The organism is Frateuria sp., from assembly GCF_013362045.1.
Classification (GTDB): Bacteria; Pseudomonadota; Gammaproteobacteria; order Xanthomonadales; family Rhodanobacteraceae; genus Frateuria_A.
In genome coordinates this window covers 21,724-33,322 of sequence record NZ_JABFWW010000234.1, presented here as the reverse complement: position 1 = coordinate 33,322, position 11,599 = coordinate 21,724, and the positions used below count along the sequence as shown (strand labels likewise).

Here is an 11,599-nt window from a genome sequence, read left to right as displayed (position 1 = left end):
GGTGTCCACGCTGATGTGCGCGCGCACGCTGCCCGGGTGCAGCAGCATGTAGGCCAGCGCGCCCATGCCGCCCATGGAGCAGCCGATCAGGCAGGCCAGGCGCTCGATGGACAGGCCGTTGTGCACCACCTCGAACGCGGCGTTGGCGACGTCCTCCAGCGAAAGCTCCGGGAAGCCGAGGCGGTAGGGCCGGCCGGTGGCCGGGTCGATCGAGGCGGGGCAGGTCGAGCCCTTGTCGCTGCCCAGCGAGTTCACGCAGATCACGAACCAGCGGTCGGTGTCGATCGCCTTGCCGGGGCCGATCATTTCTTCCCACCAGCCGGGCCTGGGATCCTCGGCGCAGGAGGCCGCATGCGCGCTGGGCGAAAGGCCGGTAAGGATCAGCAGCGCGTTGTCGCGCGCCGCGCTCAGCCGGCCCCAGGTCTCGTAGGCCACCTGCGCCCCGTGCAGTTCGCCGCCGCGCTTCATCGCGAACGGCGAGGGCAGGGCGTGGTAGCGGCGGGCGTCGGGGGCCTCCGTGATCATGGGTGGACCTTGTCGATGACGATGCGTATCGGGTCGGTGCGGTCCACCGACACCACGCCTGCATCACCTTCCAGGTCGCCCGGTTGGGCGATGGCCTGGCCGCTGGCGCTGACGCGCGCGCCCACGAAGACCTTGTCGGTGGAGGAAAGCTTCAGCTGCGGAGCCATCGCCATGGCGTCGGTGAGGGTCACGCGGGCGGGCAGCTTGGCCGCATCCAGCCGGGCGACCGCGAGCGGCATCGGCGGGCCGGACTCGGCGCGCGCATAGACGAACAACGCGGCGCCCGGCTTGAGCTTGTCGCGCAAGGTGGGCGCAAGCTCGACCTGCACGGCCAGCTTCGGGCCGGCGGAACTGGCCTTGGCATCCGGCGCCGGCTTGCCGCCCGCGCGCGCCTCGGCCACCGCGATCTGTTCGGTTACCGCATTGGCGACGGTCGAGCCGGGGTCCAGCAGCGGCAGCAGGCGATGCCAGGTGGCCGCCGCGGTGGCGTAGTCGTCGTGCTGGAACTGGCTGATGCCGAGCAGCCACAGGCCGCGCTGGCTGGCCGGATCGGCCTGCACGGCCTGCTGCAGTAGTTCGAGCGCCTTGCCTTCGATGCGGTGGTCGGCGCGCGCCATCGAATCGGCTTCGGCCCAGCCGACCATGGCGCTGCCGTTGTGCGGGTCGATGCGCAGCGCCTGTTCGTAGGCATCGCGCGCCTGCGCATTCCGGTGCATCGCCGCTTCGGTCTGCGCCAGCAGCATCCAGCCCTGCAGGTCGCCCGGCTGCTGCTTGAGGTGGCCGCGCAGCTCGGCCACGGCCTGGTCGATGTCCATCGCGGGCTGTGCGGCAGGCACCCCATCGAGGGCCACCGGCGTGCCGACCAGCAGGTACAACCCGCCCGCGGCCAGCGGCAGCGCGAAGGCCACGACGAGCGCCAATGCGAAGATGCCAGCCGAACGGCCCTGGCGCCGGCCATGCCGGACCAGCGGCCAGAGCAGCAGGGCGAGCGCCGCCGCGATCATCACGGCGGCGATCAGGTAGAACGCGAGCTTCACCAGTCGTCCCCTTGTTCGATCGTGGCGTTGTCGACCAGCCGGCTGTCGATGCGCGTGGCACGGCCGCGCTTGCGGATGGTCACCAGCACCACCGCGGCGCCCAGCAGCAGGAACAGGCCCGGCCCGAACCACAGCAGCCAGGTCGACGGCTTGACCGGCGGGTCGTACAGCACGAAGTCCGAATAGCGGTCGACCAGGTACTGCTTGATCTGGTCGTCGCTCCTGCCCTGCTGCATCAGCCCGAATACTTCGTGGCGCAGGTCGCGGGCCAGGTCGGCGTTGGAGTCGGCGAGGTTCTCGTTCTGGCAGACCAGGCAGCGCAACTGGCGGGTCAGGTTCTGGAAACGCACTTCCTGCGCGTGGTCCTTGAACGGCAGCGGGTCGATCGCCTGCGCCGCGGCGAGGCCGGCGAACGCCAGCAGGAAACCCAACACCATCCGCAGGATCGCGCGCTTCATGGCGCTTCCTGCTTGAGCCGGGCGATCAACGGCCTCAGCTCGCGCTCGATGACATCGGGCGTGAACGGGCCGATGTGCTTGTAGCGGATCACGCCCTTCGCATCGATCAGGAAGCTCTCCGGCGCGCCGTACACGCCGAAGTCGATCGCCGTGCGGCCCTCGCGGTCGGCGATCACGAGGTCGTAGGGATTGCCGTGCTGCGCCAGCCACGCCTTGGCGTCGGCCGGTTCGTCCTTGTAGTCGTAGCCGATCAGCGGCACGCCCAGCTTGTGGGCGTAGGCCATCAATACCGGGTGTTCGTCGCCGCAGGCGATGCACCAGCTGGCGAACACGTTGACCAGATAGGGCTTGCCCAGCATCGAGGTCTTGCTGAGGGTCTGGCCGGCATCTTCCAGGTGCGGCAGCACGAAGGCCGGCGCGGCCTTGCCGATCAGCGGCGAAGGGACTTCGCGCGGGTCGTGCCGGGAATTCCACCAGATGCCGAAGCCGAACAGCGCGACCAGCAGCAGGAAGCCGACCAGCGGCAGCGAGCGGGTCATGCGCGGGGCTCCGCGGCGGGCAGCGCGGGCTCGACGGCAGCCGCAGCCACAGCGGCGCGCTTGGCGCGGAAGCGCTTGTCGGCGCCGGCGACGAAGCCGCCCAGCATCATGAACAGGCCGCCGGCCCAGATCCACCGCACGAACGGCTTGGCGTAGAGGCGCAGTGCCCAGGCGCCTTCCAGGTTGTTCGGATCCATCGGCTCGCCCAGCGCAACGTACAGGTCGCGCGTCACGCCGGGGTCGATCGCCGATTCGGTCTGCACCTGGCCACGCGGATAGGTGCGCTTCTGCGGGTGCATCACGCCGAGCTGGCGGCCGTCGCGCAGCACGGTGACCGTGCCCTGCTCGGCGTGCCAGTTGGGGCCGCGCGTAGCGTGCACGCCGTCGAAGCGGAAGGTGTAGGCGCCCACCGGCTGCGTATCGCCCGGTGCCATGCGCACGTCGCGGGTGACGCTCAGCGACTCGGACAGCAGCACGCCGACCAGGAACACGCCCACGCCGAAATGCGCCAGCAGCATGCCGGCCATCTCGGCGGGGTAGCGCCGCCCGCGCGGCATCTCGCGCCAGCGCTTGTAGACGTAGAGCAGCGTGCCCACGGCGCACCACACGGCGGCGGCCACCCCGGCGATCGCCCTGGCCTGGCCCGCGACGAAGAACGCCGCCACGATCGCGCACGCCACCGCGGCGATGACGACCCGCAGCAGGACGCTCTTCAGCGGCGCCGGCTCGCTCTTGCCCCAGCGCAGGAAGGGTCCGAACGGCAGCAGCAGCACCACCGGCAGCATCAGCAGCGGGAACAGGAAACCGAAGTAGGGCGGGCCGACCGAGATCTTGCCCAGGTGCAGCGCGTCGCCGATCAGCGGGAACAGCGTGCCCAGCAGCACCATCGCCGCGGCCACGGTGAACATCAGGTTGGCGATCAGGATCACCGTCTCGCGCGAGAGCAGTCCGAAGGCCTTGCCGCCGGCGACCTTGGGCGCGCGCAATGCGTACAGCAGCAGCGAGCCGCCGATGACGATGGCCAGGAAGGCGAGGATGTAGAGGCCGCGGCGTGGGTCGGAGGCGAATGCATGCACCGAAGTGAGCACGCCCGAACGCACCAGGAAGGTACCGAGCAGCGACAGCGAGAAGGCGAAGATCGACAGCAGGATGGTCCAGGCGCGCAGGCTGCCGCGCTTCTCCGTCACCGCCTGGGCGTGGATCAGCGCCACGCCGACCAGCCAGGGCATGAAGCTGGCGTTCTCCACCGGATCCCAGAACCACCAGCCGCCCCAGCCGAGCTCCGCGTAGGCCCACCAGCTGCCGGCGACGATGCCGCAGGTGAGGAAGGCCCAGGCCGCGTTGGTCCAGGGCCGCGCCCAGCGCACCCAGCCCTGCTCGAGCGCGCCGCCCAGCAGCGCGGCGATGGAGAAGGCGAAGGCCACCGAGAAGCCCACGTAGCCCATGTAGAGCACGGGCGGGTGGAAGGTCATGCCCGGGTCCTGCAGCACCGGGTTGAGGTCGCCGCCGTCCGGCGGCATCGGCAGCAGTCGCGCGAACGGGTTGGAGGTGAACACGATGAAGGCGAGGAAGCCGACCGCCACGATGCCCAGCACGCCGAGCACGCGGGCCAGGAACTCCTCCGGCAGCCGGCGGCTGAACCCGGCCAGCGCCACCGTCCACACGTTGAGGATCAGCACCCACAGCAGCATCGAACCCTCGTGCGCGCCCCACACCGCCGCGATGCGGTAGTACCAGGGCAGGGCGAGGTTGGAGTTGTCGGCGACGTACTGCACCGAGAAGTCGAAACGCAGGAACGCCCACACCAGCAGTCCGAACGCGATGGCCACGAACACCGCCTGGCCGGCCGCGGCGGGGCGAGCGGTCGCCATCAGCGCGCGGTTGCCGCGCCAGGCGCCGACCAGCGGCAGCACGCCCTGCGCCAGGGCGAGCAGCATGGCGAGGATCAGGGCGAACTGGCCCAGTTCGGGGGTCATCGCGCCTCCTCGCTGGCGGCCACGGCCTTGCCGCCATGGTGCGCCTTCTCCATGGCGTCCTTCAGTTCCTTCGGCATGTAGGTTTCATCGTGCTTGGCCAGCACCTCGGTGGCCACGAAATGGCCGTCGGCCATGTGCCCCGTGGCGATCACCGACTGGTTGTCGCGGAACAGGTCGGGGAGGATCCCGGTGTACTCGACCGGCATCGCGCCGTCGGCGTCGACCACGGTGAAGCCGACCTTGAGCGAATCCTTCGAGCGCTCGATCGAACCGGCCTTGACCATGCCGCCCAGGCGGAAGGTGCCGTAGGCACCGGCCTGGCCGGCACGCACCTGGCTCGGGGTGAACAGGTAGTTCATGTTCTGCTGCAGGGCGAACACGGTCAGCCCGACGGCCACGGCCGCGGCGGCGAGCACGAGCAGAACGATGATCAGGCGGCGTTTGCGGGTCGGATTCATGGGGTCACGGGTGGTGCGGCGGTGCGTTGCTGGCGCGCGCTTTGACGCGCCAGTCGGGCGCGAAGTTCACGCAGGTTGCGGCGGCGGCGCAGCAGCGGGGCAATGAAATCGGCGAACAGCACGACGAAGAACACCGCATAAGCCGGCCATACGTACGCGGCATAGCCGCCCATGGCGAGGAACTGGCTCATGCCTGCTCCCCTGGGACAACTTCCCCGGTGGCGATACGCCGCACCCAGTCCTTGCCGCCCTCCAGTTCCAGCAGGTCGGCGCGCACGCGGCCGAACAGGCTGGCGACGTAGTAGAGCTTGGTCGCCACCATCATGGTCAGCAGCGGCCACAGCATGTCGCCGCTGATCTTGGACGGCCCCAGGATGCGCACGGTCGAGCCCTGGTGCAGCGTATTCCACCAGTTCACCGAGAAATGCACGATCGGTACGTTGATGATGCCGACGATGGCGAGGAAGGCCGCCGCGCGCGCCCCTTGGCGGCGATCCTCGAAGGCGTGGTAGAGCCCGATCACGCCCAGGTACAGGAACAGCAGCACCAGCTCGGAGGTCAGCCGCGCGTCCCAAGTCCACCAGGTGCCCCACATCGGCTTGCCCCACAGCGAGCCGGTGACCAGCGTGATGAAGGTGAACGCAGCGCCGATCGGCGCCGACTCCATCGCCACTGCCTCGGCCAGCTTGATCCGCCACACCAGCGCAATGAACGAGGCCACCGCCATCACGCCATAGACGAACAGCCCCATCCAGGCACTGGGTACGTGGATGAAGATGATCCGGTAGGCGTCGCCCTGCTGGTAGTCGGCCGGCGCCAGCACCAGGCCACCGTACAGCGCGACCGCACCGGCGATCAGCGCCAGCCCCAGGAACCAGGGGCGCAAGGCGCCGGCGAAGCGGTAGAAGATCGGCGGCGAGCCGAGCTTGTGCAGCCAGAGGGGAATCCACCTGGACATGGTCTTATGCGTCCAAAGCAATGCGAAGGGCAGTCGCGCAGGCCAGCGGCGCCAGCACCAGGGCCAGGGCGAGCGCCGCGCCGAGCCAGGCGATCGGGGCGATCCACGGTAACCCCTGCTGGGCGGCCGCGACCGCACCTGCGGCAAAGATGACCACCGGCACGCACAGCGGCAGCAGCATCAAGGCGAGCAGCATACCAGAGCGCCGCGTGCCGGCCGTCAGCGCCACCAGCATTGCGCCCAGCAGGCTCAGCATTGGCGTGGCGAGCAGCAGCGCCAGCAGCAGCACGCCCATCACCGCCATCGGCAGGTGCAGCATGCCGGCCAGCAGCGGCGCGATCACGATCAGCGGCAGCGCGGTGGTCAGCCAGTGCGCCAGGATCTTCATGCCCAGCATCAGCGCCAGCGGCTGCGGCGCAAGCACCAGCTGCTCCAGCGAACCATCCTCGATGTCGCTGCGAAACATGGCATCGAGCGCCAGCAGCATCGCCAGCAGCACGGTGACCAGCACTACGCCGCCGGCAATGCGCTGCAGCAGCGCGTCTTCCGGTCCGAGCGCGAAGGGGAACAGCGTCGCCACGATCAGGGCATAAAGCACTGGCATGGCGATGTCGCCCCGGCGGCGCCAGGCGAGCGTGAGGTCGCGCCGCAGCACTGCGGCGCAGGCGTGGGAAACGGACGCCTGATTCATGCCGCAGCCCTCCAAACCCCCTCTCCCCCGGCACAGCCGGGGGAGAGGGTCGGGGAGAGGGGGAGGCCTTCGCTCTCAATCTCCCGGGCAGAAAGCGGGTGGACAAGCTCAACCATGCATGCGGATCCGCTTCGGCTCGCCGCCATGGAAGCTCACCGCGCCATGGGTGGTCACCAGCGCCGCACCGCCCTCGGCCACGTGCGCCTCCAGCAGCCGGTTGACCAGCGCGATGCCGGCGCGGTCCAGGTTCGCGTAAGGCTCGTCCAGCAGCCACAGCACGGCGGGGAGCAACAGCAGGCGAGCCAGTGCGGCGCGCTTCTTCTGGCCGGCGGAAAGCCGGCGCACGGGTTCGTCCTCGTAGCCGGCCAGACCCACGTCCACCAGTACCGACGACGTGCCGCAGCCTTCGCGCTGGCCATGCAGCCCCGCGGCGACGCGCAGGTTCTCGCGCGGGCTCATGTCCATCTTCAGGCCGAGCTGGTGACCGAGGAACAGCACCTCGCCCGCGCGCTCGTCGCGGTTCCAGCCCTTGCCGCGCCAGCGCAGCTCACCTTCACCGACGTGCAGCAGCCCGGCGAGCAACCGCAGCAGGGTGGTTTTGCCGCTGCCGTTGTCGCCTTCCACCAGAGCGATCTCCCCCGTGTGCAGGACGAAATCGAGCGGCCCGAACACGGGCTCGTCCGCGCGCAGGAAGGACAGGCCGTGCGCCTGCAGCAGCGGGATGGGGTGGGCGGAAGTCATCCGGGAGATTGTCCGCAATGCGCGCGCGGCTTGTCCATGCGGTGTGGCGGCGCACCCGGATGGAAGGGGTCTCAGCGCAGGCGCAGTTCCACGACCCCGGCGCCATGTCCGGACAGCCAGGCGTTCTGCCCGTATCGGTCCCCCAGTTGCGCCAGTGCCTGCGCTGCGATGCCGACGATCCACAGGCTCGGTTCGCGCCAGCCGCCGCTCCCGCTGCCCAGGGCTGGATGGATGTCCAGCGCGGGGTCGGATCGCAGCTCGGCCACCAGGCGCAACTGTGCCGCTCGGTTGACCTGCGGCTGTTGCCGCTGGGAGCGCGGATTCCACGCGGTGAGGAAACCCCAGCTGCGGTCGCCGGCAAGCGGCTGCAGCACCCGTGGCAGGGGCTCGCCGATGCGAAGGATGGCGGCTCCGCGACGGCACACGCGCACACGGTAGGTGGCGTGGAGGTAGCTCTGCCGGAGCTCCTCATCCATGGCGCAGCGGCGGCAGTGGTGGCAGCGTGGCTTCGAGCGTGGCGACCGCCGCGTCCAGATCGACCGATGCCGGATCGTTCGAGTCCCGCAGCAATTGTTCCAGCAGTACGTCCTGCGTCCGCCCGCGTTCCAGGGCATAGGCGTAAGGCAGGTCGGTGAAGGTGACCATGCGGTAGCGCGCCATGAAGTGCCCAGGCGCCCGTGCAGCCAGGCGCGCGCCCAGCTCTCGCTTGGCCAGGTAGCGCGGATCGGCCACCGAATCGCGCATTTCCACGTAGTTTTCCAGCGCCATGGCGGCGATGGCATGGGCGTTGGGTTGGCGAATGCGCTGGAATTGGGCGAAGGCCTCGGCCGGGTCGTTGCCTTCCAGCAGGCCGGCCAGGGCCACCGTGTCCTCGAAGCCTCAGTTCATGCCCTGGCCGTGGAAGGGGACGATGGCGTGCGCCGCGTCGCCCACCAGCAACGCGCGGCCGTCCAGGTGCCAGCGCTCCAGGTACAAGGTGGCAAGGGTGCCGACCGGGTGGGCTTCGTAGTCTTCCGCAAAGCGCGGCAGCAACGGCAGCAGGTCGGCGAAGTCCTCGCGGAAGAAGGCCTCGGCGGCACGGGCGTCCGGCAGGGTGGCGAAGCTCGGGTGCGGCCCCTGCGCGGGCAGGAACAGCGTCACCGTGAAGCTGCCCTCGGTGTTGGGCAGCGCGATGCACATGTAGCCGCCGCGCGGCCAGATGTGCAGCGCATGGGGCTCGATCGCGAACTGGTCGTGCCCGCCGCTGTCGCGCAGCAGCGCGGCGTCCAGCTGCGAGGCCGGCGGTATCTCCAACTCCTTGTAGCCGTGCCCCAGCCACTCGGTGCGCTCGCCGAGAGGGCGGTAGGCGTTCATTGTTGCGCGCAGCGCCGAGCCCGCGCCGTCGGCGCCGATCAGCACGGGGGCATCCACTTCGCGCTCCGTGCCGGACGCGTCGGCAACGCGCATGCGCCTCGCGTCGAAGTCGGTCCCGACCAGTCCCTGGCCGAAATGGAAGCGCACGCCAGCCCGTTCGGCCGCATCGAGCAGCAGCATGTTCAGCCCGCCGCGCGACACCGACCAGATCACCTCGCTGTCGTCCACGCCGTAGCGCTGCAGGCCGCTGCGGCCATCGACCGTATGCACCATGCGTCCGCGCATCATCACCGCGTGGCGCAGCACGTCTTCGGCCAATCCGGCGCTGCGCAAGGCCTGCAGGCCGCGCTCGGCCAGCGCCAGGTTGATCGAGCGCCCGCCGGCGAAGCCGGCGACGCGCGGGTCGGGGCGCTTCTCGAACACGTCGACGGTGAACCCGCGCCGTGCCAGTTGCTGCGCCAGCAGGGCGCCGACCAGGCCGCCGCCGATCAGGGTAAGGGAGGGTCTGCTGCTCATGGGCGATCCGTTCCGGGCATCGCCGAACTGTTCCGCAAGCGGGGCGGGACTGCAACGTCTCGCGCCCTCTTCCCTGCGAGAGAGGTTGGGGTGCCGGGACATTCGTGGGGGAAGGGGGCGGAGCAGGGCTATTCAGCACGGGCATAAGGCAGTTGCCCGCAAGCCTTGGCCCCTTACCCCGACCTTCCCCCCGGAGGGGGAAGGAGGAAGACGCTATTTAAGAGCTGGCTAACCCTTGCGGGTCTTGTTCGGCGGCGTCTGGGCGGCGGCGTCGAGGAAGCCGCGCTGCATGGTCTTCCATGCGTCCAGGTTGCGCTCGGTCAGCTCGTTGAGCATCGACCAGGGCGTCTGCCCCATCAGGCTGTTGAGCTGGGTGCGGAACTGCTGCTGCTGGTCCAGGAATACCTGCAGGCTGCGCTCGAGGTATGGCCCCATGAAGCCCTGCAGCGAATCGCCGTAGAAGCGGATGATCTGGCTGAGCAGCTGGGGCGACAGCATCGGCTGGCCCTTTTCCTCATGCTCGGAGATGATCTGCAGCAGCACCGAGCGGGTCAGGTCCTCGCCGCTCTTGGCATCGCGGACCTCGAAGGTTTCGCCGTCCAGCACCAGCTGACGGACCTCTTCCAGCGTGATGTAGCTGGAGATCTCCGTGTCGTAGAGCCGACGGTTCGGGTACTTCTTGATGATGCGCAGTTTTTGTGCCATGCGGACACGCTAGCAGAACATATTGCGCCGCACCAGTTGGGCATGCTGCACCCGTCGGTGCAGCAAAGTAGCCCATGCGGCTGCGCGTCAATGCCCTGCCGCGCCGCCCGCGCTGCCGAACGGCGGCCGGGCGAACCACAGGATCGGGATCAGCAGCACGAACAGCACCGCGCAGCCGAGAAACACGTCGTTCACGGCCAGGGTCAGCGATTCGCGCGTGACCAGCTGGTTGAGCAGTCCCAGGCCCTGGGTATGGGACAGGCCCATGTGCGGGGCCTGCTGCAGGAAACCGCCGATCGCCGGATGGGTCGCATCGATGTTCTCGGTCAGCGTCGCGTGGTGGGTCTCGCCGCGGTGCTGCCACAAGGTCACCGTGATGGCGGTGGACATGCTCGAACCCATCGTGCGGCAGAAATTGGCCAGGCCGCTCGCGCTCGCGATCTGCTCGGCCGGCAGGCCGGACAGGTAGATCTGGTTGAGCGGGATGAAAAAGCAGGGGATGGCGATGCCCATTACGAACCGCGGCACCACCAGCGAGGAAAACGACGCCAGGCTGTTGAAGTTGGAGAACCAGTAGGAGGTGATCGCGAACACGACGAACGAGAACGTCACCACCGCGCGCAGCTCCAGCCGATGCAGGTTGCGTCCCAGGATCGGCGCCATCAGGAAGGCGAGGATGCCGACCGGCGCCGTGGCCAGGCCGGCCCAGGTGGCGGTGTAGTTGAGCGTCACCTGCAGCCACAGCGGGAACACCACGTTGATGCCGAAGAACGCGAACATGCCCAGCGAAAGCGCGACCACTCCGACCGTGAAGTTGCGTTCCTTGAACAGCGACAGCTCGACCACCGGATGCTTGGCATGCAGTTCCCACACGACCAGGAACGTCAGGCAGACCAGCGAGACGATGCCCAGCGTGGCGATCATCGGCGAGGCGAACCAGTCGTGGTCGTTGCCGTTGTCGAGCATGAATTGCAACGCGCCGACGCCGACCACCAGCAGGACGAGGCCGACCGAGTCGATCGGCGTCTTGGCGGTCTTCGTCTCGCGCTTGTGCAGCAGGCCCCAGGTGATCACCGCGGCGGCCAGGCCGACCGGCAGGTTGATGTAGAAGATCCAGGGCCAGGAAAAGTTGTCGGTCAGCCAGCCGCCGAGGATCGGGCCGAAGATCGGCGCCACCACCACGGTCATCGCCCACAGCGCCAGCGCGATGCCTTGCTTGGCCTTCGGGTAGCTCGACAGCAGCAGGGTCAGCGACAGCGCCACCATCGGGCCGGAGCCGGCGCCCTGCAGCAGGCGCCCGATCACCAGCAGCGGCATCGAGGTGGCCAGGCCGCACACCATCGAGAAGGTGACGAACAGCAGCACGGAGACGACGAAGCTGCGCACCTCGCCGAAGCGCCGCGCGATCCAGCCGGTGAGCGGCTGCATGATCGCGCTGGCCAGCGCGTAGGAGCTGATCGTCCAGGTGCCCTCGCTCGGGCTCACGCCCAGGCTGCCGGCGATGTGCGGCACGGCCACGTTGACGATGGTCATGTCCAGCACCTCCATGAAGGTGCTGAACGCGACGGCGATGGTGAGCAGCACCAGCGCCGTGCCGTGCAGGGGCGGCAGCGGCTTGGTGTCGTTGGGTGTGGCGGCCATG

13 protein-coding genes and 1 pseudogene are annotated in these 11,599 nt (G+C 69.0%); all 14 read right to left on the bottom strand.

What is annotated here, in order from left to right; all coding sequences use genetic code 11:
- On the bottom strand, positions 1 to 525 hold a 525-nt coding region (locus tag HOQ08_RS11355; protein WP_291194698.1), incomplete at its 3' end, for an alpha/beta fold hydrolase.
- On the bottom strand, positions 522 to 1,562 hold the full coding sequence (locus HOQ08_RS11350; RefSeq protein WP_291194695.1) for a hypothetical protein: 1,041 nt from the start codon (positions 1,560 to 1,562) through the stop codon (positions 522 to 524). The genes HOQ08_RS11350 and HOQ08_RS11355, both read right to left, overlap by 4 nt.
- Positions 1,559 to 2,020 (bottom strand): cytochrome c-type biogenesis protein, encoded by a 462-nt coding sequence (locus HOQ08_RS11345; RefSeq protein WP_291194692.1) that lies wholly within the window; start codon positions 2,018 to 2,020, stop codon positions 1,559 to 1,561. The genes HOQ08_RS11350 and HOQ08_RS11345 overlap by 4 nt, the downstream gene beginning before the upstream one ends.
- Complete coding sequence (locus HOQ08_RS11340; protein ID WP_291194689.1) at positions 2,017 to 2,559, bottom strand: DsbE family thiol:disulfide interchange protein; 543 nt, start codon at positions 2,557 to 2,559, stop codon at positions 2,017 to 2,019. Before HOQ08_RS11340 ends, HOQ08_RS11345 begins: the two co-directional genes overlap by 4 nt.
- A complete protein-coding gene (locus tag HOQ08_RS11335) occupies positions 2,556 to 4,535 on the bottom strand; it encodes a heme lyase CcmF/NrfE family subunit (protein WP_291194686.1) in 1,980 nt (659 codons plus the stop codon). The genes HOQ08_RS11340 and HOQ08_RS11335 overlap by 4 nt, the downstream gene beginning before the upstream one ends.
- Complete coding sequence (ccmE, locus tag HOQ08_RS11330; protein WP_291194683.1) at positions 4,532 to 4,993, bottom strand: cytochrome c maturation protein CcmE; 462 nt, start codon at positions 4,991 to 4,993, stop codon at positions 4,532 to 4,534. Before ccmE ends, HOQ08_RS11335 begins: the two co-directional genes overlap by 4 nt.
- A complete protein-coding gene (gene ccmD, locus HOQ08_RS11325; RefSeq protein WP_291194681.1) occupies positions 4,990 to 5,184 on the bottom strand; it encodes a heme exporter protein CcmD in 195 nt (64 codons plus the stop codon). The genes ccmE and ccmD overlap by 4 nt, the downstream gene beginning before the upstream one ends.
- Positions 5,181 to 5,951: a heme ABC transporter permease gene (locus tag HOQ08_RS11320; RefSeq protein ID WP_291194678.1), complete on the bottom strand. Its 771-nt coding sequence runs from the start codon at positions 5,949 to 5,951 to the stop codon at positions 5,181 to 5,183. The genes ccmD and HOQ08_RS11320 overlap by 4 nt, the downstream gene beginning before the upstream one ends.
- Positions 5,952 to 5,955: 4 nt before the next feature.
- Entirely contained in the window at positions 5,956 to 6,642 is a 687-nt protein-coding gene (ccmB, locus tag HOQ08_RS11315; RefSeq protein ID WP_291194675.1) for a heme exporter protein CcmB, read from the bottom strand.
- Positions 6,643 to 6,750: 108 nt separating this feature from the next.
- A complete protein-coding gene (gene ccmA / locus HOQ08_RS11310) occupies positions 6,751 to 7,383 on the bottom strand; it encodes a cytochrome c biogenesis heme-transporting ATPase CcmA (RefSeq protein WP_291194672.1) in 633 nt (210 codons plus the stop codon).
- Positions 7,384 to 7,454: 71 nt separating this feature from the next.
- Entirely contained in the window at positions 7,455 to 7,859 is a 405-nt protein-coding gene (locus HOQ08_RS11305; protein WP_291194669.1) for a DUF3293 domain-containing protein, read from the bottom strand.
- A pseudogene (locus HOQ08_RS11300) lies at positions 7,852 to 9,252 on the bottom strand (NAD(P)/FAD-dependent oxidoreductase). Before HOQ08_RS11300 ends, HOQ08_RS11305 begins: the two are co-directional and overlap by 8 nt.
- Positions 9,253 to 9,480: 228 nt before the next feature.
- Positions 9,481 to 9,957, bottom strand: a complete 477-nt coding sequence (gene phaR / locus HOQ08_RS11295) for a polyhydroxyalkanoate synthesis repressor PhaR (RefSeq protein WP_291194666.1) — start codon at positions 9,955 to 9,957, stop codon at positions 9,481 to 9,483.
- 87 nt (positions 9,958 to 10,044) lie between these two features.
- The gene (locus tag HOQ08_RS11290) at positions 10,045 to 11,598 is read right to left on the bottom strand and encodes a DHA2 family efflux MFS transporter permease subunit (RefSeq protein ID WP_291194663.1); all 1,554 of its coding nucleotides are present in this window, start codon (positions 11,596 to 11,598) and stop codon (positions 10,045 to 10,047) included.
- Position 11,599 lies beyond the last annotated feature (1 nt).

What these genes read in the sequence shown, in the direction of transcription:
- HOQ08_RS11345 (WP_291194692.1), bottom strand. Translation starts at nt 2,020, where the DNA reads ATGAAGCGCGCGATCCTGCGGATGGTGTTGGGTTTCCTGCTGGCGTTC.
- HOQ08_RS11340 (WP_291194689.1), bottom strand. Translation starts at nt 2,559, where the DNA reads ATGACCCGCTCGCTGCCGCTGGTCGGCTTCCTGCTGCTGGTCGCGCTG.
- HOQ08_RS11335 (WP_291194686.1), bottom strand. Translation starts at nt 4,535, where the DNA reads ATGACCCCCGAACTGGGCCAGTTCGCCCTGATCCTCGCCATGCTGCTC.
- ccmE (WP_291194683.1), bottom strand. Translation starts at nt 4,993, where the DNA reads ATGAATCCGACCCGCAAACGCCGCCTGATCATCGTTCTGCTCGTGCTC.
- ccmD (WP_291194681.1), bottom strand. Translation starts at nt 5,184, where the DNA reads ATGAGCCAGTTCCTCGCCATGGGCGGCTATGCCGCGTACGTATGGCCG.
- HOQ08_RS11320 (WP_291194678.1), bottom strand. Translation starts at nt 5,951, where the DNA reads ATGTCCAGGTGGATTCCCCTCTGGCTGCACAAGCTCGGCTCGCCGCCG.
- ccmB (WP_291194675.1), bottom strand. Translation starts at nt 6,642, where the DNA reads ATGAATCAGGCGTCCGTTTCCCACGCCTGCGCCGCAGTGCTGCGGCGC.
- ccmA (WP_291194672.1), bottom strand. Translation starts at nt 7,383, where the DNA reads ATGACTTCCGCCCACCCCATCCCGCTGCTGCAGGCGCACGGCCTGTCC.
- HOQ08_RS11305 (WP_291194669.1), bottom strand. Translation starts at nt 7,859, where the DNA reads ATGGATGAGGAGCTCCGGCAGAGCTACCTCCACGCCACCTACCGTGTG.
- phaR (WP_291194666.1), bottom strand. Translation starts at nt 9,957, where the DNA reads ATGGCACAAAAACTGCGCATCATCAAGAAGTACCCGAACCGTCGGCTC.
- HOQ08_RS11290 (WP_291194663.1), bottom strand. Translation starts at nt 11,598, where the DNA reads ATGGCCGCCACACCCAACGACACCAAGCCGCTGCCGCCCCTGCACGGC.